Below are 21,285 nucleotides of genomic sequence, written 5' to 3' on the forward strand. Positions count from 1 at the left end.
GCATCGCTTAATAATCATAATGAATTACAAAACCGACTATAAGTCAAAGACATAATACCCTCAATCTTTTCTGTTCCCCGAATCGGCTGTACAAAATTCATGAAACCGCGCCATTCAGCAATTCCCTCTCCTTTTTGCTCATATAAAGGGTAAAAGAAGAATATAAAAATGAAAGAAGCATTTCCAAGTAGTTGTTGAGTTCATTATATAGTGGATCATATACAGGGGGTGTTTAGAAAGTGCCAGCTGCCAAACTGCTGCGGCAAAAAAAGCCTTTCTATAAAACATGGTGGGCTCTTTTGCTGTATGCTTGTATCTGCTTCGTTCTTTTAAAAGGTGTCATAACAGAATTATGGGAACCTGATTCGGAAAAGCTCAACGCTGAATCAGCACAAATCAGAGATGACCTTGAAACTAATCTCCATACACTTGAAAACACTGGAAATAATACAGAAAATATTGTATTTAACCTAGAAAAATCTAAAATGGATGTCGATGATCTGGCAAAAGAATTAAACTCAGCCGCTGCAATGGTGAAAGAAGCAGACTCTGCAGCTTTAGAAGCTGCTGCCGATTCAGAAAAAGCCAGTGCTCAGATGATAAAAGCTATGGAAAATGCTAAGGCTGCTAATAATAAATTAGAACAAGCTGAGCGCGAGGCCGAAAAAGCAGAGGATAAAATTGAAGAGGCAGAGGAAAACCTTGAGGAATCAAATGAAAAAGTTAGTGAAGTAAGTGATGAAGTGAAAGAAACAAATACCGAGGTTAATAAAATTAATGAAGAAGCTGAGAAGGCATTAGAAGAGGAGGAAGTTGTTCAGCCATCTAAGTGAAAAGAGAAACTTCATTACGGGACTGCCCCCATAGAGTGAGACAAATAAAAAGCACCTTTAAGTTGGAAAACAGGTATTGGTTACCTCAAAACAACTTGGAGGTGTTTTTTTATGGGCACAAGACGTGAATTTGCGCATGTGTTCTGTCCGCTGCTGCGCTCCGGAAATCAGTATACACTTTTCCCCTTTCATCTTTTAAAAATGCAGGAATTGGAATTCAAAATGAAACTTTACTTTAAACTTTCATTGCTGCTTTTGTCGTAATTTGACGGATGGAAAATGTAGGATTACTACTTATTTTGTAGGATAATAAAAGAAGAAATGCTGCTTGTTTAGAACCGTTAGCACGCTGCTGTATGTCTTTATTATCTTATTAAGTAGTACTTTTCCATATTATACACAAATTGATAAGCGACGGTAGGAAGGGGTAAAAGAAATGATTAACGTATTTCATGATCTTCAAATCTTATTGTTAAATGTTTTTTTTATTTTCACTTTTTTCTTTGTATACCTTAAATTTATTGAAAAGAAAATTCATCAATTAACTAATAAACTATTAATTTTTCTGACCTCTGGGAGTTCAATTGTATTATGTATGACATTTTCCATTCAAATTGGGCCTGGTCAGTTAATCGATATGCGTTATGTCCCCTTTATAGTCGGTGCTTTTTATGGAGGCCGCAGAGTTGCTCTTCTTTTATTTCTTATTTTAATTACTTACCGTTTTGGTTTAGGTGGTTCTGGCTTCTATATAAATTTAGCCGGCAGTATACTGTTGCTTATTTCCCTTTGGTTTATGATTCCTTTTTTTGAAAAGACAGTTAACCTAGCGAAAAGACTGCGCTACGTTATGGAAGTTGCTTTTCTTTCAGCATTATATACAGGGGCAGCACTCAGTTTATTTTATTCAGAAATAATGAGCATAAAAAACCTTATGTCTTTTATCACGTTCATCTACATTCAAGTAATTGGGATTATATTATTTGTTAAATTTATCGAGAGAGCAAGAAATGATATGGCTCTTGCTACGGAAATAAGAAAACTTGAAAAGTTAAAATCAGTCAGTGAAGTTGCTGCAAGTATCTCTCATGAAGTAAGAAACCCACTTACGGTTACAAGAGGATTCATTCAATTACTAAGTGATGATAATCTTACAAATGAGCAAAAAAATTTTTATATCTCCACCTCACTTGAAGAGTTAGATAGGGCTGCGTCTATTATTACCGATTACCTTACCTTTGCAACACCTTCATTAGAGAACGTAGAGATGTTAGAATTGAATAAGGAACTCGATCATATTATAAAAACCGTTACCCCTCTTGCCTTGATGAATGCTGTAGGTATTGAAATCCAAAAAACAGAAGCTATATACATTGCTGGCGAACGAGAAAAACTTCATCAGTGCCTTATAAATCTCATTAAAAATAGCATTGAAGCAATGCCTGGTGGAGGGAAATTAATGATTACGTTACAGGTGCTGAACGATAAAGTAGTCATCACAGTGGCAGATACAGGGGCCGGCATGACAGATGAACAAATTGAACGTTTGGGAACACCTTACTTTTCAACAAAAGTAAATGGTACTGGACTCGGAACAATGGTGATTTTCAGTATTGTAAAAGCCATGATGGGTGAAATCAAGGTGGACAGCGAAATAGGAAAAGGCACTTGCTTTACTATCCTCTTTCCAACAGTTGCCCCCTTCCATTCTTCCACTGAGAAAACTGTTGATTAAGTGGTAACCCTTAAGAATTCTTATCACAAAATCTATGCAAAAGAAAAACCCCTTGAAGCTATACGGATCAAGGGGTTGTCCATCTTCGTATATTGACATGTATTGCTCGCGCTCCCAAGGGTGAACTTGTGTGCGGAACAGCTTTTATAGCGATTTCAAGCACTATATACTCTTTTAAACCTTTATTTATTAAGGTTTTCAAATATAAAAACATCATTAAAAACCTTTAAGCATTTATTCAAACCGGTCAAGTCTTTATAATTTATTAGCTAATTTACTTAGGCTTTTTGAAAGTTGCTCAATTTCTTCTATTAAGGAAGATATTTGTTGCATAGAAGCAGCTTGTTTATTGCCAACCCCAGCTATTTTTTCAATTGAAGTACCCATTTGGCTCGTAACATTTTGAATTTGGGATGTTATTTTACTTGCTTTTTGAGTTGACTCCACTGTTTCTTTTGAAAATTTTCTAATTTCATTTGCCACGACTTCAAAACCCTTGCCTTTTTCTCCTGCACGCGCTGCTTCGATTGCTGCATTTAAACCCAATAAATTGGTCTGGTCTGCCACCTTCTTAATCATGGATAATACATGATCGGTTTCCTTTACACTCTCCCCCAGCTTGATGAGATTTCCCTAAAAGTTCTTGGGAGAGCTGCGCAAGGGAACTTGAACCATTTGCGACTGTCGTCATTTGTTCGTTAGCTTGTTCCAAGGATGCAGAAATTTGCTCTGCAATAGTCCTTAACTCACTTTGTCTGCGTAGTTGAACTGCCATCCCGCCAATAACCTTATTTGTTTTATCAAGAAGTGGAAGCGCTGTTCCCGTAAATTCAAATCCATAAAAAGCAGCTGGAACTTCAGCTTGTAACCGCTTATTCTGGCGTATAGCAACAGAGAGAGGTTCTTCTAAATTTATTTTTTGTCCAGCTTTAATATTTAGATTTATATTTTCACCTGGAAAATAAGCTATGAACTGTTCCAAATCACATATCGCAATTGAAAGATCAGCTGGAACTGCTGACTTTAAAATAGGAATCACTTTTATTAGACTGTCTAAAGAATCAATTTTATTAAACATGCAGCCATACTCCATTTCTAAATAAAACTTTTATTATTAAATACCATCCTCCTTATTATCGGCTAAAAATTTAAAAGATGAAGGGAACACTTCCCTGTAATATATCCTTCGCCACCTCTTTTCTATAAAAAGAAAAAGCATCCGCGGCGGGATGCTTTAGTACCTATAAGGTATTTTAGATTTTTTCACTTCAACTTCTGTCATGTCATTGTTATCTAAAAAGTGTTCCATACCTGCTTCAGCAATGTCTAAACTGTTTTTAGGACCGATCGTAATGCTTTGTATAAACTTCCTATTATTATGATTTTCAACAGAAAGAGGAATATAAGGAATAAAAATCCCATTCCTAATTCGGAATTTTGTGACCTTCTTTGCATAACTTTCGTCTGTAAAATAAACAGCAAATCTAAATTCTTCTTCTTGATGAAAACTAGAATCTTTAAAAAATATAGAGTACGTTACAATATTTGCTAATGGCTTAGCTCCATATTTGTAATAAAGGGACTCATCATTTTTATCAAATGCATACAAGAAGATTTTATATAGATTTATTAATTCCTTTCTAAGTAATCTTAATTGCTTTTCCTTGTTATAAATAACAGCATAAGGAAAAATAAAAACTTTTTTTGGTTCATGGCTTTTAGCTATATTTTCACTTAATAAATGCAACAATTCTGAGTAGATAAATTCGATGTTATATCCATCATTATTTGCATAATTCGACCACAGAAGATTAGAGTCTTTATTTGTACTTAATGAGATAGTATAAATTTCTAGTGAAAAGAATTTATTTTGGATTGATCGTTTAATCCATTCTTTAAAAACTAATTCTTCAGTAATCTTATCTGCTCCCATGAATTGCTCTATCAACATCATAATCGTATCTAAGGTATATTTAAGTTCCAATTTATCATTTAAAAATTCACTTTTAGATAGCCATAATTCTTTATTCTTAATTATTCCTTCTAAGCCATAAATGCTTGTGTAATGATAAAGTGGGATCTCTTGCCCTGCCATAGGTAATTGATCAAATTCTAAAGAATCCACAAATTCATCTATATTTGCAACGCGTTTTATATCTTTGAATTTATTTTTCACTGAAATCCCTCTCGCTATTTCATTTTATAATGGGCATGCAGCTTTTCTTCATTAATTTTCATTCTTCGTTTTCTTTTTCTCGTCCTATGTGCTGGTTTAATTAACTCATTGAACGTTGGTTTTTTTGAATTCGGATACAGTTCAGCATACAACATTCCTTCAAATACTGCTCCGCACATAAGGGTAAATGACAACCGTGAACCCAGTTCGAAATTCTTTTCAGCCTCTTCGTAAAACTGGGGCTGAATATTTGAAACTCCACCCACTATTATAGACAGGTATTCAGCAGAATAAGCAGTTAATGCCGGAATACGAATTATTCAGGTGTAGTTGATCGACAAGTCATATTATATTCTCGGCAATCTTTTTGTACTTCATGCCTTTTACGTAATCTTTTTCAACCTGTTTATGCACATCAGCCATATCACCTCACCACCAGTCTCTTTTCCTTTGTGTTTGTTTTGGAGCAAAGAAAAAAGACACTCCTTTTTTGAGTGTCTTAGTCTATTGCTAGTTCATTTGTTTTTTCATAATAGTCCCTAGCAGCTTCTAACATTTCTTCATATACATCTTTACTAAACCAGTCCTCTGGAACAATCGATGCAGCAGTGTTGATCGGGAAAGTTCCAATAAACATATCACTAATGGTTAGTTGTACAATTTCCTCATCAGAAGTTACAGAACTTTTATTATTTATCCTATACTCACTAAATTTTCCAGAAAGAAATTTGTAAGCTTCGCTCGCCTTACTCATCGTTTCATAATTAAAGGAATTGTGAGTTCCTTCGCCATTAACCTCTAAAGAATATGTTGTCCCTTTCTCCATTTTCTCCACCTCCCGTCTGTCATTTCGTCTAAAAAAGTGATCCTCCCGCAATCATTGCCTTGTGCTAGTAGCTTTATTCCCTATACATAACCGTTAATAAACTTCAATAAACTTCTCATATATACGTCATCTGCATGACGTAAAACGTTCAAAAAATAGTTGAAATTCTCTATCGTTTTTCACTTTCAAAAAATTTTTTACTAAATCCAATTTCCGACAAGATCCTTAAAAATCTTATGTTACACTATGAAAACAATAATGAAAAAAGGTAAACCGATCGAAAGATCGGGACACAAAGCTCCAGATCTAAGGTCTATATTAAAAGGCTATGATGGCTGAGCCGCTTCGGAAACGGGGGGTACCTAATTGTTAGGGCAAAAAAGACTGATGGAAGAATGCTTGGATGCTGAATGGGTAGAGCTGATGAAAGTCGCTAGAAGTTTGGGATTGTCCATTGAAGAAATCAAAGAATTTTTGGCCGCAAACAAATTATCTAATCCGGCCTGATCAAAATAACTTTGAAAAACTTGCTTGTTATGCAAAGAAATTCCCCGCTTCAAAAGAGGGGTTTCTTTGCATTTAAACTTATTTCATTAACTATAAAAGACAATTTAATCAAAAATATGATCTTTCTTCGTGAATGCCGGAAATGCAGTATGAAGAAAATTATTTAGCCCCGCCAACTTACAAGATTTATTTTTTCAATCCTCATATATACGGAATCCGTACGACAAGAAATGGAGTATTTCATTTTAAGCAAATAAAAAAGCCACTCCTAATGAGTGACCTTTTTATTATTGGATGAAACCAAATGGAATTTTAGGTTCTTCAGGGTTCGGTCGAGGCATTGCCATTAATAAAAAATTAAGCTGGGATACATGCTGCATCAACTGCACTTCCAGTCCACTCTCAGTAACTCCCGCAAAAATGATTAAGCTGGGATCACAGTAACCTAATGCAGTTACCTGAAAAGTAACCGACTGCCCAGATGGAATAAGCCTAATCCCCACCCCTTGGCCGCCGTCTAGCTTATTGTCAAAATCTTCAGCTCTTTTTTTTAAATGCTTATAAAGTTCACTTGCCAAGTTTTGTCCCGTTGTATTCACTGGTTCAGGCACTTCATTGTAAATTTCGTTAACATCCGTTGTTTTGCATAGATCTGGCCTGATTTCCACTTTGTCATCTCCCTCATTGAATCGGATAGATCTGCCCTGAATTCCACTTTATTATCTCCTTTTTCATCAAATTATTACATTCAACGTCAAAAGGCTCCTTTCCTCCTTATACTGCTGTACATAGTAAAGCAATTAGTTCAGCAGCTACATCGTTGCGGCTTAGTAATTCTCTTGTAAATGTGTATTTTGAGCAAAGAAAAAAGCACCCCGCAGGATGCCTAAGCTTAGATTTCCGTGATATTTATAACGTTAAATGTGTCTTTTCCCATCCCTAGTTTTCTGCCCAATACTTCTTTAGCCAACGTATCTTTATCATCTTTTGGATGTGGCTCAATTTCTATTTTTTCGTATTGAACCGGACCGTCTGGCATTCCACTTTCACCTAATCGATAGTAACTTACTTCAACATCCATATAATCACGCTCCTTTTGATTTACATTTCGTCAAAAGGTTTTATTTTCCTTCCTCTTCGTCCAACTGCAGGAGTGGCACGCACAGGCTTTTGTTTATCATTTTTATGTCCCTGCTTTTATGCTTCCAGAAGAAAATATAAAAAACGTCATTCAACGCACGAGTGAAAAGATTGAATTTTTAAAATCGACATCTTGTACTTGCAACGGCTGAGAGCTATGATAAAAGAAGTATGATAAATCTGCTAGAGGAAGGGAGAGGAAACACTTGTTTAAAAAGATACTGGCAAGTCTGGGAAAAGGCGCAGCAGTCGTCGATCTGCAGCTTCAAGGCAATGAATTTGAAATGGGGGAAACTGCAGAAGGGGAATTGATTGTAACAGGTGGAGAAATCGAACAGACGATTAAGTCCATTCAAGTTGCTTTGTTTATCGAAATTTACAGGAAAAAGGGCACTGTAAGCCGCCAAATTGCTTCCGTTCATGTAAGCGATTCCTTTATCATTGGAGCAAATGAACAAAAAGTCCTTCCATTTTCATTCGAGCTTCCTAATAATCTGGCTGTGTCAAATAAACAGATCGCTTTTTATTTTGACACGCAGCTTGATATTGCAGCAGGTGTAAATAAAAAAGACGTGGATTATATTCATATTTATCCTTCGCAGTCTATAGCCAATATATTCAGCGCACTAGAAGCGCTTGGCTTTTACGAAGAAGAAAATTCCGGCCGTATGGATACGCATGGGCAGGAGTTCGCCCTTTATCCAACTACTCATTTTAAAGACGATGTCGCTGAAGTGGAAATTCGTTTTGCCGAAGAAGAGGAAGGCATTCAATTGTGGATGGAATTAGATGTGAGCCACTGGTTTGGTGAAAAAGAAGTAAATCGCGAAATATTTTTGTCTGAGGAAACAATACAACATGAATCTCTATTGATAAAAACACTTAAAAAGCTTATTCAGGAATCGATTGAAAGTCCGGAACGATATGATCAAAAGCCTTCTTATTATTCCGCTTCGAAAAGCAGCACAACAGCTAACCGAGCATTTAAAGTGACCGTAGGCGGCCTCATTGCCTACGAATTGATGGATGAAATAGATGACCTGTATGAAGAAGAGGATGAAGAGAAATACGAAGAGGAGGATTACGAATCTGAGGATTCTTATGAATCAGATGACTCGTCTGATTTCTCCGACAGCGATGATTACTGAGTGGAATGACTACTCTTTCAAAAAAGCCAAACCTTGACCAATCAAGGTTTGGCTTTTTATGGAAATTGAGCTGTGAGGCAGTTAAACCTTTTCTTTGCTCATTAAGAAGCTTACTATATGTAGTGCTATAATGCTGCGTATTTTAAACAGTCATTTTCCAACTTGATAATGCTAACCAGTTTTCTAGTTCCTTATAATCGGGTATTATTTTCCCAACAAGGCGCCAAAAGGATCGATCGTGATTTAAATGGACCATATGGCACATTTCGTGAACGACTACGTAGTCGATCACTTTCATTGGTGCCATTGCCAGCTTCCAATTAAATGTTAACTGCAAATTCGAATCACAGGTTCCCCAAGTACGGCTGCTGTCAGAAATACGGATAGAACGTGGCTTTATTTTAAAGTTGCTTTGATAGGACTGAATACTCTTCTCTACTAACGCTTTGCACTGCTGATAATAAAATCGTTTTAAGGCTTGTTTTATTTTTTCATCCTCAAGCTGTTTCACATATATATGTAACTTGTCCCCTTCAAGCACTGCATGGTCTTTCTTAATATTTATATCTTGGAAGATCTGTATAGGATATGAGTTTCCTAAATAAAGAAAGTTCTCACCGTGATCATAGACCTTCTCCACTGGCCCACGCATTCTATCCTTCATTTCTTTTGATTTTTGCTGAACCCAATCCCATTTTTCTTCTAATAATTGAAGCACGCATTCAACAGGTGTCCCTTTAGGAGCCTGGACTTCAATATTTCCATAAAGATCTATATAAATGCCCATGGATTTCCGCTTCTTGTAATTTATATCAAAACTAATTGTCTCACCTGAGTATATATGTATCATTTAATCACCTGGATTATCCGTTAATGTTATTTTCGCATTTCATGTGTAAAAGATGGGTCCTAATTATAATTTCTGTTAAAGAGTTAGTTGATGATCCCTTATCCCCTATATTTTACGGCTAATCCTTTTAAGAAATTCCTTGCATATCTATCGCCGCACTCTTTATAATTCTTATGGCCTTCTTTTCTTAATAAAGCACTTAATTCTCCTTTTGTTATAAGGACTCCTGCTTCTTCTAAAATATCAAGCATATCCTCACTTGTTAATGCCAGTGCTATTTTCAATTTCTTTAGAATGAGATTATTCATACTTTCATTATTCTTTAAAGGCATTGCTTGTCTATCAGGCTGTCCTGGTTTTGGATCTTGTTTTCCTCTTTTAAAAATAATAAAGCCATTTAAAAACGACTCTAACATACTATTATTGCATTTTACCACGTCGTCATTTTGGGCTAAATCACCATCGTTGTCAGCTTCATTAGGGTAACTATTTTTTGATTTTGTGAGCATCTTTAGCACTTCTTCTTTTGTTACTTCAATGCCGCCAAGTTTAAATATCTCTACCATATCTGTATTTTTTATATCCAGAGCATATCTTAATCTAATTAATATATCATCATTACTCATACTCATTGTTAACCCTCCTAAAATATTGACTATTTGCACAGCAGTCAAAGCGTATTCTCTAAAACACTCCAAATTCCAGCCCTTATCATGTTAAATATAGGAGTATCACCAAGAATAGTCCTTAAGATTGTATCTCCAACAATACAAAAACCTGCCACTTTTAAGCTAATGCCATTAAATTAATACTTTAACACTTTAAAGACATGTTTTATAGTTTTACCTGAATTAATATTTATCCCACCATCAAATGATCCTTAATTTTTTACACTCTTAACATAAAAAATGAAAGAGAGCCTATCTAAAAAGACAGGCTACGCTTTATAAACATTGGCGAAATTTATTCCTATTGAAATTTATTTCTTTTTATCTTCCTTGCCATGGTTCACATTATAACGACTTCCACCATTGATACCCTTAGAAAACACATTCCTGAGAGCAGAATTGAACCAAGACGTTTCAGGCCAAATATCATTATTCATGTGCCGGATGCAGAAGGGTTTATCGAAAATGAGTGGGTGGGAAAGGTGCTGACAATTGGCGGCCACGTCCAGCTAAAGATTTTGCAGCCGACACAGCGTTGTGTGATGACGACTCTTGCGCAAGGAGACCTTCCGAAGGACTCCAATGTGTTAAAGTCGATTGTCAAAAACAATGCCGGCAGTTTCGGTGTTTACGCATCTGTTGTAAAGAACAGCGAAAATCGAACAGGAGATTCCATTCACATTCATTAAAAGTATCAAATAAAATCACAGTAAACATCCAAAAGCGCCTGCCTCTTTTGGGTGTTTTTCTTTATTGCTTTCTTCTTACGTTTCATTTCATTGCTGTTCATTCCGTTCAGCTGCAAATTCATCCAAGCCGTCCTCATCTTTGTCATCATTCGGCTCCATCTTGGAAAGGATGTTAAACAATTTGTCATAAGCAACCGAATAATGGTTCATCATCGTGTTAAAACTTTTCTGAGCTAGGTTTTCGCTAATCCATTTGCTGGGCACCCTATTTAAATAAATATGCTGGCCCCTTTGTTTTTACCGTGTCTTCTAAAATTTGAGGTGTCACTGTCATAAAAGCGATTCGTTCAATGAGCCCCTGCGCAATTCGCCGCCGATCTTTCGGCAACTCCCTGAAAATATTGTTAAGATTTTCAATCTCCTGCTGAATAAGTCCATCCCGCTTTTTATTTGCCAATTTTCCCATACTTTCAACCATACTCCTATGATTGCCAGAAAAAGTGGCGCCCCCATCAATCCTGCGCGGATGACCAATTCACTATTGTCCCCGCTCCCGGATCGGCAAGCTCAATTTCCTCAACTACTTCACGCAATTGTTGTGCATGGCTGATCACTTCCCCCGTTTTAACGTTTGGGGTTGTTTCTACAAACGTACTGATCCCTATCTCCATTAACAATTCCGCCTGGATTCGTGATGATTTTTGCGAAAGAAGAGCGGATTTTTTAGTTCATGCTTCATACTAATATCAATTTACTTTAATATATCCCACATTCGAAATTTATTCATTAGGAAGGAGTTTTGAAATAAAGTGGTGAATTCCTAATTTGTGGTGAGTTCTCGTATAAACTCTAGCCTGGAAACCAAGTCCAGAAAGCACAAAACAAGATTTACTGAAAATTTCGAGTACACTAGAGTTTTAAGAAATTATAATAATTTCATGATATCCTGCTTAATAGACTGAACCCGATTTATTAAAAAATTTAAAAACAAGAGAGAAAGGAAAGTTTTAATATGACTCAAAATAAATCAGCTGAAATTAACGCGGATGGATCCTTTAAACGCCAAGTGAATCGATTTACTACACCTTTTGGGAATAAGCCTGATGAACTCCCAATTGAAGCGGGGCGATATCGTCTCCTATGGTCAGCTGCTTGCCCATGGGCACATCGCTCTGTCATTGTTCGAAAAGTTCTGGGATTGGAAAATGCCATCAGTTTAGGAACTGCAAGTCCAATGCGTCCAAGACTGCCACATGTGGATTGGGAATTTTCGTTGGATACAGACGGATCAGATCCAATATTAGGCATTCAATACATGAGTGAAATTTATAATAACTCTGATCCAAACTATTCTGGTCGGCCTACTGTGCCAGCAATTGTCGATATCAAGTTACGAAAGGTCGTCAATAATGATTACTTTAAACTAACAAACTATTTGGAAATAGATTGGAAACCACATCATAAGAAAAATGCGCCTGATTTGTATCCAGAGCCTCTCCGCCAAGAAATTGATGCACTCAACAAAATCATTTTTTCTGATGTAAACAATGGCGTATACAAATGTGGGTTCGCACAATCACAGGAATCTTATGAAGCTGCCTATGAAATGCTCTTTAACAGATTGGATGAATTCGAACAATGCCTATCCAAACAGCGATTTTTATTCGGAGATACTATTACAGATTCAGATGTTAGGCTATACACGACACTTGCCCGTTTCGATGCAGCCTATTTTACAGCCTTTAATACGAATCGGAATTTAATTCGCGAATTTCAGAACTTATGGGGCTATGCACGCGATTTATATCAAACACCAGGGTTTGGGGACACAACAGATTTTGATGCGATTAAAAGACATTATCATTTATCCATTACGATTTCACCCGAAAAGGCAGAAGCAAATATTTTACCAAAAGGTCCTGACCTATCAGGCTGGAATTCGGAGCATCATCGAGATGTTTTAAGCAGGCAAGAAGAAAAGTTCCTCATTCATTAAAATTAAAAGTATCAGGAGATGATAACGAGATGAAGAAAATAGAGATTCGTGATGCAGAAAAAGAGATGTATCAGTCCATTCGTGAACAAAGAATTGACGCTTATCGGGAGTACATCGAGGTTCTTCCAGCAGATCATTGGAATGCTTTAAAAAAGGCCATTTCTTCGACTGTTGATGAACACGAAGGAGTGGAATTGATTGTTGCCATGTTCCACGAAAAAATTGTTGGAAGCGTTGCTTTATTCCCAGCCAAAACGAATGCCTATGAGGGGTATATCGGCGAACTGGACTATCCTGAAATCCGTATGCTTGCTGTAGCTTCGGATGCCCGGGGCCAGGGGGTGGCATCCGCACTGATTTCTGAATGTATAAAACGTTCGAAGGCAAAAGGATTCAACTCGATCGGACTACATACTGGGGAATTTATGAAAAATGCCATCGATTTATATGAAAGGGCTGGATTTGAACGCTTGCCCCAATTCGACTTTGAACCAGCCCATGACGGCATTATTGTAAGAGCTTATCAACTAAATTTTACAGACCAGGCGTAACTTCGGCTCGTTTCTTTATAATGGCTTATGCTCAGCACTTGAATTAAATATTAATGATTCCCAGTTGAAGTAAGGAACCAAAACTCTGCATATAAAGATTCCTTTTCAGAGTATTTTTCAGGCCGCAAAGATGGATTTGCGAAAAAATCAAAGAATTTATTAAGTATGATCAACCAATAAATCCTCGGGAGTTGGATGGTTGGATGAAGATTTTACTGCACGACAATCATATAAATACATTTATAACGATCCCGAGTTAGAATTGTCGCTGTTCTAGCAAAGAATATTTATAATAAGTAAAAGCCGTACCCGCATAATGACTGACTGATACGGCTTTTACTTATTGGTTACGCTTAAGCAGCTGATCTTTTATAGCTCTAGCTTTTCCCTTCACACTCTCTGTCTCTTCTTTCAAAAGTTCCATTTTTATACCCTCGGCAAAAGCTAGGACTTATATTAAGTCCCCTTCCCGTACGTTGGAATCAAATTTTTCAACTGATATTATCTCTTCAACCGATTTGTCTTCATGCCATAGCAGCTTTGCTGTTGTTGAATGACAAGAAAGTTGCTTAAGGCTTTCTGATTATTGCCTTTGAAACTAGGGCTTTTTCGTCTTCGTCTAACCGTTTTAATGTGTCGGATCAGTTGTTTTTTCCAAGATGTCGCACATATCTTTTGCTACACACCAAATTTTTTCTCCTTTAGTGATGGTTCCAACCTGGCTGACGCTATAATGAAAGACTTTTTGTAGCTAATTCGTTTTATAACTTATTTTTGAATTTTACACAATGTTAATTATGTGTATTAAAATGACCTAGATTTTGTTCAAGATATTATGGTTACACACTGTGAACACGGGGATGCATGAAAGGAAACGATTTATCATATAAGGTATGGCGTCTTCTGAATTATAAGGAAGACGCTTATCTTGCGTATGAATTTCCAACCCCAATCTCCGTATTTAAACTTTCCACTTTAGATACTAGCCACAATACCGTTTGATACCTTCATATCATTGTACACGGAAGAAAGAGTTAAACTTTTAAGTTATAACACCATTCATTTTAATGAATGAAAAAAGCCGATATCCCAGTTGCAGGCCTTGTAAATCTAATATTAAGATTTTAAAAATTCCTAAAGATTGAGTAAATCTATCAATTTCTTCACTTTAATACATTATGATGAAAAAGTTAGTTGAAAAATGAGAGGGGCATCATCAATGTTAATCAAACTAAGAAAACCAGTCATGGCACAAAAATTCATGTATACGAGTGCTTCTGTCGCATTAGGATTATCTCTATTTGCATCAACATCTGTATCTGCAGAAAGGAACGAGAACGAACGTACAGACAAAAAGCCTTCCTTTGAATTCGGGCTTATTACCGATATCCAATACTGTGATTGTGATACAGCGGGTGTACGCTATTACCGGAATTCGATAAGCAAACTGCAGGAAGCAACTGCTGAACTCAATCGGCATGATCTTAAGTTCACCGTACAGATGGGCGATATGATCGACCGGAACTTGGACAGTTTTCATACCATTCTTCCTTATTTCAACAAAATTGAAGGTCGCAAATATAATGTGCTCGGCAACCATGATTTCGCAGTACCAACAGACCAAGTGGTTGACATTTTGGGTATGAAGAATCAATATTATGACTTTACTGAAAAAGGCTGGCGTTTTGTCGTGTTAGACACCAATGACCTGAGCCTGTATGCAAATGAACCAGGTTCCGCGAAATATCAACAAGCCGAAAAGATGTATAATCAACTAAAGGCGTCGGGAGCGGAAAATGCTCAGACCTGGAATGGTGGAGCAGGCTCCGAACAAATGATATGGTTACATAACGTTCTGAAAAAATCGGTTAAAAAGAATGAAAAAGTCGTGGTGATTGGGCATCACCCGGTATACCCAGCCAATGAGCACAATGCATGGAATGACGCTGAAATCATGCGGGAACTGGAGTCTGCGGGCAATGTAGCGGCTTACTTCAACGGGCATAATCATGCAGGCAATTACAGTGAGAAAAACGGAATCAAATATGTGAATTTCCGAGGCATGCTGGATACACCCGATACCAATGCCTACTCTGTAATCAAAGCATTCAAGGATCGTTTAGAAATTGATGGTTTTGGCCGGGAGCCGGACCGCACAATCAAGGTGAATACTATCCACGAACACGATCAAGAGCAAAATGAAAATGACGAACATTAATAAATAGCATCGTTTTCTAGAACTAAAACAAACCAAAGAGGCAAGCGGAAATCCGTGAGCCTCTTTGGCTTGTTTACCCTAACAATTTCAAAGTATTTTATTTTCTAGCTCTGTTATGCAGAATAGCGAATCATGAAAGGCTTGAGTACGTATAAACTTGCTGCTCTTGTAGGCGTTTCTCAAAGCTGCCTCTCACAATTAGAAAATGGTAGAAAAGATAAGCCCCCTTCCCCGGAGATCATCAGAAAGATGTTCAATGCTTTGGAAGTGGATTATTTCGAGTTAATGAGATTGGCCGGTTATATGGATCCTGTGGGAGCGCCAAGCGAAAAAGATATCCCGATAGATCATTCAGACCCTGCTTTTTACGAAAAAGCAGCAAAAAATATGAGAGAGAATGCAATTGAATTTTTGGTTAACGATCGTAAACTGAAATATAATTCTGACCCCATTGCGGTTTTACTAAGCAATAATTCCCTTCAAAAAAAGCTTTATAAAGCGATTCGATCAATTTAAAAAATTTCTATTGAGGAAATCAGCAAACGCCTTAAATATGAGCGCTTTTCCATTAGTTTGCTTAATCAAAACCTTTCCCCTGCTGTACAATAGTAGGTATAACGCAACCTGAAAAATTCGAGTTTCCTCCATAATAAAAGTCCATATGGCCTCAACAACTCGCCACATGGACTTTTCGGTTTCCATAGCTGCTCACTACAAAATAACGAAAGGTTTTTTGCCTAAATACGAAATCCATACAAAGTCCATACCTGCAAAATCCACAAAAATTTCGCTGCCTGTATGAAGGAATCTCATGCGTATAAACTTGTCACCATAAACCTATGTAGGTTTAATAATTAAGAACCACTGCTATACTCTCCTGTCGTTTCTATCGCAGCCTCCCAATTTGGAAAATGATACAATGCATTTTTCATTAGCTCTGGATGTGACTTTTTTATTTGTTTTTTCCGAAGCTGTTCTCCGTCTCTTTGCTTTAGTTCAGAAATTTGATTCATAACTTCTTCAATGCTCATACTTACTTCCATTTCCTTACCTCCCTTCCCTGACTTGTTTTTATTTTCCCCATAATATTGGAGAGTCATACTCGGTTATTCCAGTAAAGTTGAATTCTATATAATGCCTTGTACAATCGTAAAGACAGACTCCCCCTGTAGAACGATTTGGTCATTCAATTCTGTTTAGAAAAAAATATATGGCATCGATCTCCTCAAATATAAATTAGACAATAATAAAAGACGATTATGATTGGCATAATCGTCCTTGGTGAGAATATAATCACTTAATTGCCTTGCTAACTTTAAGCTTCTTTCCTTTGATTGTTGTTTTTTCCATAGCCTCTAAGACTAATGACCCTTTACCATTAAGAATATCAACATATGACAACTGATCCTGGATGGTAATAATACCAATATCATCTGCTGTTACTCCAGGAATTTTCGCAATCGTTCCAACAAAATCTACAGCTCGAAGCTTCTTCTTTTTTCCGCCGTTGAAATGGAGTTTCATGATATCCTTGTTTATTCGTGCCGTTTTATTGTTTTTCACAACCCGGCGGCCACTCACTTTTTCCTCGAAAGCGTTTTTTCCTCTAGCTACTTCCTGTTGCGTCGGTGCTTCCCTTGTAGGTATTTCAAAGCCAATGTATTTTTCAATTGCTTTAAGGAATTTGCTCTCATAAGGAGTCGCAAACGTAATCGCTTTTCCTTTATTGCCAGCACGCCCCGTTCTGCCTGTTCGGTGGACATAGCTCTCTTTTTCCATCGGAACGTCATAGTTGATTACAAGTGTCACATTATCAACATCGATTCCCCTCGCAGCTACATCGGTCGCCACAAGGTAACGGAAATTCCCCGTTTTGAAGCCATCCATCACTGCAAACCGATCTTCTTGTTCGAGTCCCCCATGAAGTTTTTCGCAAGAATAGCCGGATTCTTCCAGTTCAGCAAACACTCTATTTACATGTTCTTTCGTTCTGCAAAAGATCATACAGCTATCTGGGTTTTCAACAACTGTAACGTCTTTAAGCAATGAAATCTTTTCTTCTTCTTTCACTTCCATTACACGATGTTTAGTCGCACTCGTAGTGATCCCTGCAGAAGCAATCTGAATATTAATCGGATTTTTCATATATTTATGGCAGAGATTTTCAACATCTTGAGGCAATGTAGCGGAAAATACCATCGTAACTCTAGTTGAAGGAAGTTTTTTTATGATCGCTTCTACTTCGTCGACAAAACCCATGTTCAGCATTTCATCAGCTTCATCTATAATCAGGTAGTTTATTTCGTCTAAAATTAATGTTTCTCTTTCAATATGGTCCATCACACGCCCAGGTGTACCGACGACGATATGGGTTTTTTGTTTCAATTCTTCTTTTTGTTTTGCAAAAGGTTCTTTGCCGTAAACCGCCATGGCTTTAATTCGTTTGAATCTCCCGATATTTGTTAAATCCTCTCGAATTTGAACGGCCAGCTCCCGCGTTGGCGTAAGAATTAATGCCTGGGGCTTTTTTTCCTCCCATTCAATTTTTTCGCAAACAGGGATACCAAAGGATGCCGTCTTGCCACTTCCCGTTTGAGATTTCACTACAAGATCCTGATTTTCCAATGCTCTTGGTATGACCTCGCTTTGAACCTCTGTAGGCGTTTCGTACTTTAACACAGTAAGAGCCCTTTTTATTTCATCGCCTAAATTATAATCATCAAAGCTTCTTTCACTCATGTATTTAACCTCTTTTTTTATATTATCCGACTTATTTATAAAATTCCTTAAAAAGAAATATTATATGCAAAATCTGACTAGTTTCATTATACTTAAAATGCCAGGCATACATACAGTTAAGATACCCAAAATAGTATGTAAACGTAAAAACCTGCCGGCTCACAAGCCATCTTCCCAAGGAATTTGTCCTGCTTTCATCTCCATTTATAATCAATGTGTTCGATCGGATTGTATTGATGAATGCGCTGAAATTCTTCGTTTAAAATTTACAGCTTTGTATTCACCTCCTCTACCGCAAATTTGTGAACAAGCATTTCCCGCTTCCACTCTTCTAAACCTGGATTTAATGAATTCATTTCGCCCTCCATCGTTCTTTTTCATAATAGAATTTTAGTGGGTTTACAGGTTTACTTCAAACAATGAAAGTGAAAAAAGATGAAAGGCTGACCGAAGATTTGAAAGCGTTTTCATTTTTAAGGATTGATAGTATGTATGTGGCCATACTTTGTGATTTAATAGGATATAACGACAACAAAAAGTAGGAGAGTGATAGAGATGACTTCTGCAACAATTGCTTCATTGTGGAGATATCCGGTCAAATCAATGATGGGTGAAGAAATAAATGCATGCGATCTAACGGAAAAAGGGCTGCTGGGAGACAGAGCCTTTGGCGTAATCGACCTATCATCAGGCAAACTGGCAAACGCGAAAAACCCACTTAAATGGCCGGACATGTTTCAATACCGGGCCGCTTTTACGGAGCCGCCCGAATTGACTAAGCCAATCCCGCCAGTGCGCATAACATTTCCAGACGGCCAGACAATGTTAAGTACAGATGAAGAGCAAGACGAAAAACTTACGGAAAGCTTTGGTCGAACGGTTCAACTGGCCAATCCGTCATCACATGATATCCAGTTTGAAGGCTATATACCAGAGGATATGAAAGAACTGGAAAACCCGGGAACGATTTTTACGCGCAATTCTCCTCAAGAAACGTTTTTCGATATTGCCATGGTTCACATTATCACGACTTCCACCATTGATACCCTTAGAAAACACATTCCTGAGAGCAGAATTGAACCAAGACGTTTCAGGCCAAATATCATTATTCATGTGCCGGATGCAGAAGGGTTTATCGAAAATGAGTGGGTGGGAAAAGTGCTGACAATTGGCGGCCGCGTCCAATTAAAGATTTTGCAGCCGACACAGCGTTGTGTGATGACGACTCTTGCGCAAGGAGACCTTCCAAAGGACCCAAATGTGTTAAAGTCGATTGTCAAAAACAATGCCGGCAGTTTCGGTGTTTACGCATCCGTTGTAAAGAACGGCGAAATTCGAATAGGAGATTCCATTCACATTCATTAAAAGTATCGTATAAAATCATAGTTTTTCAAATTTCATATCATGAAATAGTCTCAACCATTTCTCGGCCAGGCACTTGCTCTGGCTGTTTTTTGCATTAAAAGCCTATCGGCCGAATAAGATGACAGCAGGGAGAAGGAAGGCACGGTTAGCCCTTTTCTTCTTCCTCTACATATTAAACGAACTATTAACTAAAACCCTTATCTTTCCACTGACCAAATTGGGTCGTTTCGCCCTTTGTGTCATAATTATCCATAAAGAGGTGTTTATCATTGATTTTCTTTGAACAATTATTTCCATCAAAAGAATAAAGCCTTGAAAAACAATGGCTTTCTTTTAAATTCCTCTTAAAACCTTCATAACATATGGCGAAATAGCCATCGTTCAAGTGAAGCCCAATACCCGCTAAATAATAATAATCCGTTGCGTTTTTTTACATCTTTCAATAATTTCAATTCCAATCACCCTTTTACCAATAGCGAAATTGAGTTCTTCTAACTTGTTCTTTTCCCAATTAAGTTTTAAATCTGTTCTATACCAAGAAAGGTCTTGGGAAACAAGGATTTTATCAAACGTAACAGCGTATTCATCTGTTTTATATGCACATAATTCTAATTGGCAATCTTCAAAACAGATAATCACGGGACAATCATTAAACTATTCATCTTCATCTTGTTCCCAGACAACCCATATTTCTTGTACATTTTCACCAATCAGAGCTTCAAGTTTAGTTCTGCTGATCATATATAGAAGTGGTCAAGTATGGGGTGATACCTGACTTTAGCAATGCGCTAGTTTATTACAGAGCAGACGGAAAATTTGCTACGGTAAGAGCACTAACTCTATTTTCCGATGTTCCAGTGAGTAAATCACAATATAGTGTCACTTGGACTGTGTTTTTAAGCAACCGTACAATTTATCAATGCCATACTCCTTTTGCTGTAAATTGCCGCTGTTCCCCGTTAAGAAATCGAACATCAATAGCGGCTTGTTGTGGATTTGCCTTTACTTCAACAATATTTCCAAGCCCATAATGGTCACGCTCACTGTTTTTTAACGATGATAAGTGCTTTTGATGCGCTTGAATGAACAGACTGCGTTCAGCATCGGTTAGATTTTCATATCCTTGAATCGGTGTCACGCTGTTTTCCTCCTCTAATTTAAATACGTTTCGAATAGACGGCGCCCGGCCATAAGCTGTACGGCGTCCGTTTTGCCGCATGCTTGAATTAGTTCCATCACTCCAAGAATCTCTCCGGTAAGCTTCTCAGCAGCTGATATACTTAGGAACGGTTCACGCCGCATCACCGCCTGACTTCCCTTCCGCTCTGAGCCGCTCTCGTACTTCTTCCAGACGCTTTTTAAAAGCCGCGTCTTTTGCCTGCTGTTCTTTTTTACTTAGTGGTTTCCGTCCTGGCTGGAACATATACATGCCCGATCCTGATACGTCACTTGGCGGATGCTGCTGCTTTGTAAAAATGATTGTGTTTTCGTTACCCATGTTTTCTCAGCCTTCAGTCCTGACCTTCCGCGTCCATCAGAAACTTTTATTTTTCATCACTGCACTGCCCGATCAGCCGGCTGGCAGCTGCGTAACCGACCTTGTCAGTAAATGTGCCGCGATCCTCATTACTGTTAAAAACAATCGGCATCTGTTTTCGATACCGCTCATTGATAATCTGGCAGTACATCGTTTCGCGTGCTTCGGTCCAGCTCGTTTTACCGATGTCATCCCAGATTAGGACGTCTGCCTCCGGTAATGATGCAGAATAAATTTACGTAATCAAGCGCCATCTTTTTCATTTCAAATTGATATCTCGTGTTTGTGACATAGTTTTCAAAATTCG

General features: G+C 37.6%; 26 protein-coding genes, 3 pseudogenes and 1 riboswitch. Of the genes and pseudogenes, 11 read left to right on the top strand and 18 right to left on the bottom strand.

Annotated elements, in window-relative coordinates:
• Window positions 1-239: 239 nt before the first annotated feature.
• The 3 genes from NLX67_RS17735 to NLX67_RS17745 all read left to right on the top strand — a co-directional run bounded on the left by NLX67_RS17735 (window position 240) and on the right by NLX67_RS17745 (window position 2,568).
• Window positions 240-833: a hypothetical protein gene (locus NLX67_RS17735; protein WP_254312787.1), complete on the top strand. Its 594-nt coding sequence runs from the start codon at window positions 240-242 to the stop codon at window positions 831-833.
• 111 nt (window positions 834-944) lie between these two features.
• Complete coding sequence (locus NLX67_RS17740) at window positions 945-1,097, top strand: hypothetical protein (protein ID WP_254312788.1); 153 nt, start codon at window positions 945-947, stop codon at window positions 1,095-1,097.
• Between the two features lie 172 nt (window positions 1,098-1,269).
• On the top strand, window positions 1,270-2,568 hold the full coding sequence (locus tag NLX67_RS17745; RefSeq protein WP_046179313.1) for an ATP-binding protein: 1,299 nt from the start codon (window positions 1,270-1,272) through the stop codon (window positions 2,566-2,568).
• 255 nt (window positions 2,569-2,823) lie between these two features.
• Here NLX67_RS17745 and NLX67_RS17750 read toward each other — a convergent pair.
• The 4 genes and pseudogenes from NLX67_RS17750 to NLX67_RS17765 all read right to left on the bottom strand — a co-directional run.
• Window positions 2,824-3,153: pseudogene (locus NLX67_RS17750) on the bottom strand (methyl-accepting chemotaxis protein); the annotation flags it as partial.
• Window positions 3,140-3,646 (bottom strand): hypothetical protein, encoded by a 507-nt coding sequence (locus tag NLX67_RS17755; RefSeq protein ID WP_254312790.1) that lies wholly within the window; start codon window positions 3,644-3,646, stop codon window positions 3,140-3,142. The pseudogene NLX67_RS17750 and the gene NLX67_RS17755, both read right to left, overlap by 14 nt.
• Before the next feature lie 156 nt (window positions 3,647-3,802).
• Window positions 3,803-4,744, bottom strand: a complete 942-nt coding sequence (locus NLX67_RS17760; protein WP_254312791.1) for a DUF2971 domain-containing protein — start codon at window positions 4,742-4,744, stop codon at window positions 3,803-3,805.
• A 499-nt stretch (window positions 4,745-5,243) separates the two neighbouring features.
• On the bottom strand, window positions 5,244-5,570 hold the full coding sequence (locus tag NLX67_RS17765; RefSeq protein WP_046179310.1) for a hypothetical protein: 327 nt from the start codon (window positions 5,568-5,570) through the stop codon (window positions 5,244-5,246).
• A 257-nt stretch (window positions 5,571-5,827) separates the two neighbouring features.
• Window positions 5,828-5,918, top strand: a riboswitch (cyclic di-GMP riboswitch).
• Between the two features lie 18 nt (window positions 5,919-5,936).
• Here NLX67_RS17765 and NLX67_RS17770 point away from each other — a divergent pair.
• On the top strand, window positions 5,937-6,077 hold the full coding sequence (locus NLX67_RS17770; protein ID WP_082091486.1) for an anti-repressor SinI family protein: 141 nt from the start codon (window positions 5,937-5,939) through the stop codon (window positions 6,075-6,077).
• A gap of 287 nt (window positions 6,078-6,364) precedes the next feature.
• Here NLX67_RS17770 and NLX67_RS17775 read toward each other — a convergent pair whose 3' ends face one another.
• Both NLX67_RS17775 and NLX67_RS17780 read right to left on the bottom strand, forming a co-directional pair.
• Window positions 6,365-6,745: a DUF6173 family protein gene (locus NLX67_RS17775; RefSeq protein ID WP_052728390.1), complete on the bottom strand. Its 381-nt coding sequence runs from the start codon at window positions 6,743-6,745 to the stop codon at window positions 6,365-6,367.
• Between the two features lie 224 nt (window positions 6,746-6,969).
• Window positions 6,970-7,158 carry a hypothetical protein gene (locus tag NLX67_RS17780; RefSeq protein WP_046179309.1) on the bottom strand — a complete coding sequence of 63 codons (189 nt, stop codon included), beginning with the start codon at window positions 7,156-7,158 and terminating at the stop codon, window positions 6,970-6,972.
• Between the two features lie 265 nt (window positions 7,159-7,423).
• Here NLX67_RS17780 and NLX67_RS17785 point away from each other — a divergent pair, with 265 nt between their 5' ends.
• Window positions 7,424-8,365, top strand: coding sequence for a sporulation protein (locus tag NLX67_RS17785; RefSeq protein WP_254312792.1), 942 nt, complete (start codon window positions 7,424-7,426; stop codon window positions 8,363-8,365).
• A 142-nt stretch (window positions 8,366-8,507) separates the two neighbouring features.
• Here the strand turns inward: NLX67_RS17785 and NLX67_RS17790 are convergent, their stop codons facing one another.
• The gene (locus NLX67_RS17790; RefSeq protein ID WP_254312793.1) at window positions 8,508-9,215 is read right to left on the bottom strand and encodes a M48 family metallopeptidase; all 708 of its coding nucleotides are present in this window, start codon (window positions 9,213-9,215) and stop codon (window positions 8,508-8,510) included.
• 98 nt (window positions 9,216-9,313) lie between these two features.
• Window positions 9,314-9,847, bottom strand: a complete 534-nt coding sequence (locus tag NLX67_RS17795; protein ID WP_254312794.1) for a YehS family protein — start codon at window positions 9,845-9,847, stop codon at window positions 9,314-9,316.
• 371 nt (window positions 9,848-10,218) lie between these two features.
• Here NLX67_RS17795 and NLX67_RS17800 point away from each other — a divergent pair, with 371 nt between their 5' ends.
• Window positions 10,219-10,572, top strand: a complete 354-nt coding sequence (locus NLX67_RS17800; RefSeq protein WP_254312795.1) for an MOSC domain-containing protein — start codon at window positions 10,219-10,221, stop codon at window positions 10,570-10,572.
• Between the two features lie 87 nt (window positions 10,573-10,659).
• Here the strand turns inward: NLX67_RS17800 and NLX67_RS22910 are convergent, their stop codons facing one another.
• From NLX67_RS22910 to NLX67_RS17810, 3 genes and pseudogenes are all read right to left on the bottom strand, one after another.
• On the bottom strand, window positions 10,660-10,785 hold the full coding sequence (locus NLX67_RS22910) for a hypothetical protein (protein ID WP_256519969.1): 126 nt from the start codon (window positions 10,783-10,785) through the stop codon (window positions 10,660-10,662).
• Window positions 10,786-10,837: 52 nt separating this feature from the next.
• A complete protein-coding gene (locus tag NLX67_RS17805; protein WP_254312796.1) occupies window positions 10,838-11,038 on the bottom strand; it encodes a hypothetical protein in 201 nt (66 codons plus the stop codon).
• Between the two features lie 91 nt (window positions 11,039-11,129).
• Window positions 11,130-11,243 (bottom strand): annotated as a pseudogene (locus NLX67_RS17810) (LLM class flavin-dependent oxidoreductase); the annotation flags it as partial.
• Window positions 11,244-11,584: 341 nt separating this feature from the next.
• Here NLX67_RS17810 and NLX67_RS17815 point away from each other — a divergent pair.
• From NLX67_RS17815 to NLX67_RS17830, 4 genes are all read left to right on the top strand, one after another.
• The gene (locus NLX67_RS17815; protein ID WP_254312797.1) at window positions 11,585-12,568 is read left to right on the top strand and encodes a glutathione S-transferase family protein; all 984 of its coding nucleotides are present in this window, start codon (window positions 11,585-11,587) and stop codon (window positions 12,566-12,568) included.
• A 29-nt stretch (window positions 12,569-12,597) separates the two neighbouring features.
• Entirely contained in the window at window positions 12,598-13,119 is a 522-nt protein-coding gene (locus tag NLX67_RS17820) for a GNAT family N-acetyltransferase (RefSeq protein ID WP_254312798.1), read from the top strand.
• A 1,219-nt stretch (window positions 13,120-14,338) separates the two neighbouring features.
• A complete protein-coding gene (locus tag NLX67_RS17825) occupies window positions 14,339-15,337 on the top strand; it encodes a metallophosphoesterase (RefSeq protein WP_254312799.1) in 999 nt (332 codons plus the stop codon).
• A gap of 132 nt (window positions 15,338-15,469) precedes the next feature.
• On the top strand, window positions 15,470-15,853 hold the full coding sequence (locus NLX67_RS17830) for a helix-turn-helix domain-containing protein (RefSeq protein WP_046179304.1): 384 nt from the start codon (window positions 15,470-15,472) through the stop codon (window positions 15,851-15,853).
• 338 nt (window positions 15,854-16,191) lie between these two features.
• On the opposite strand, the gene NLX67_RS17835 is transcribed toward NLX67_RS17830, so the two are convergent.
• The 3 genes and pseudogenes from NLX67_RS17835 to NLX67_RS23290 all read right to left on the bottom strand — a co-directional run.
• On the bottom strand, window positions 16,192-16,380 hold the full coding sequence (locus tag NLX67_RS17835; protein WP_254312800.1) for a hypothetical protein: 189 nt from the start codon (window positions 16,378-16,380) through the stop codon (window positions 16,192-16,194).
• A gap of 250 nt (window positions 16,381-16,630) precedes the next feature.
• Window positions 16,631-18,076, bottom strand: a complete 1,446-nt coding sequence (locus NLX67_RS17840; protein WP_254312801.1) for a DEAD/DEAH box helicase — start codon at window positions 18,074-18,076, stop codon at window positions 16,631-16,633.
• 212 nt (window positions 18,077-18,288) lie between these two features.
• Window positions 18,289-18,432 (bottom strand): annotated as a pseudogene (locus tag NLX67_RS23290) (GTP pyrophosphokinase family protein); the annotation flags it as partial.
• A 199-nt stretch (window positions 18,433-18,631) separates the two neighbouring features.
• Between NLX67_RS23290 and NLX67_RS17850 the strand changes: the two are divergent.
• On the top strand, window positions 18,632-19,441 hold the full coding sequence (locus NLX67_RS17850; RefSeq protein ID WP_254312802.1) for an MOSC domain-containing protein: 810 nt from the start codon (window positions 18,632-18,634) through the stop codon (window positions 19,439-19,441).
• A gap of 916 nt (window positions 19,442-20,357) precedes the next feature.
• On the opposite strand, the gene NLX67_RS17855 is transcribed toward NLX67_RS17850, so the two are convergent.
• From NLX67_RS17855 to NLX67_RS17870, 4 genes are read right to left on the bottom strand one after another with little or no spacing between them, the layout of a single operon-like run.
• Complete coding sequence (locus NLX67_RS17855; protein ID WP_254312803.1) at window positions 20,358-20,579, bottom strand: hypothetical protein; 222 nt, start codon at window positions 20,577-20,579, stop codon at window positions 20,358-20,360.
• Window positions 20,580-20,593: 14 nt separating this feature from the next.
• Entirely contained in the window at window positions 20,594-20,746 is a 153-nt protein-coding gene (locus NLX67_RS17860; RefSeq protein ID WP_254312804.1) for a hypothetical protein, read from the bottom strand.
• The gene (locus NLX67_RS17865) at window positions 20,733-20,939 is read right to left on the bottom strand and encodes a hypothetical protein (RefSeq protein ID WP_254312805.1); all 207 of its coding nucleotides are present in this window, start codon (window positions 20,937-20,939) and stop codon (window positions 20,733-20,735) included. The genes NLX67_RS17860 and NLX67_RS17865 overlap by 14 nt, the downstream gene beginning before the upstream one ends.
• A gap of 46 nt (window positions 20,940-20,985) precedes the next feature.
• Complete coding sequence (locus NLX67_RS17870) at window positions 20,986-21,129, bottom strand: hypothetical protein (RefSeq protein ID WP_245618055.1); 144 nt, start codon at window positions 21,127-21,129, stop codon at window positions 20,986-20,988.
• Window positions 21,130-21,285 lie beyond the last annotated feature (156 nt).

Origin of the sequence: Domibacillus sp. A3M-37 (genome assembly GCF_024213455.1) — a bacterium.
Lineage (GTDB): Bacteria > Bacillota > Bacilli > Bacillales > Domibacillaceae > Domibacillus > Domibacillus tundrae.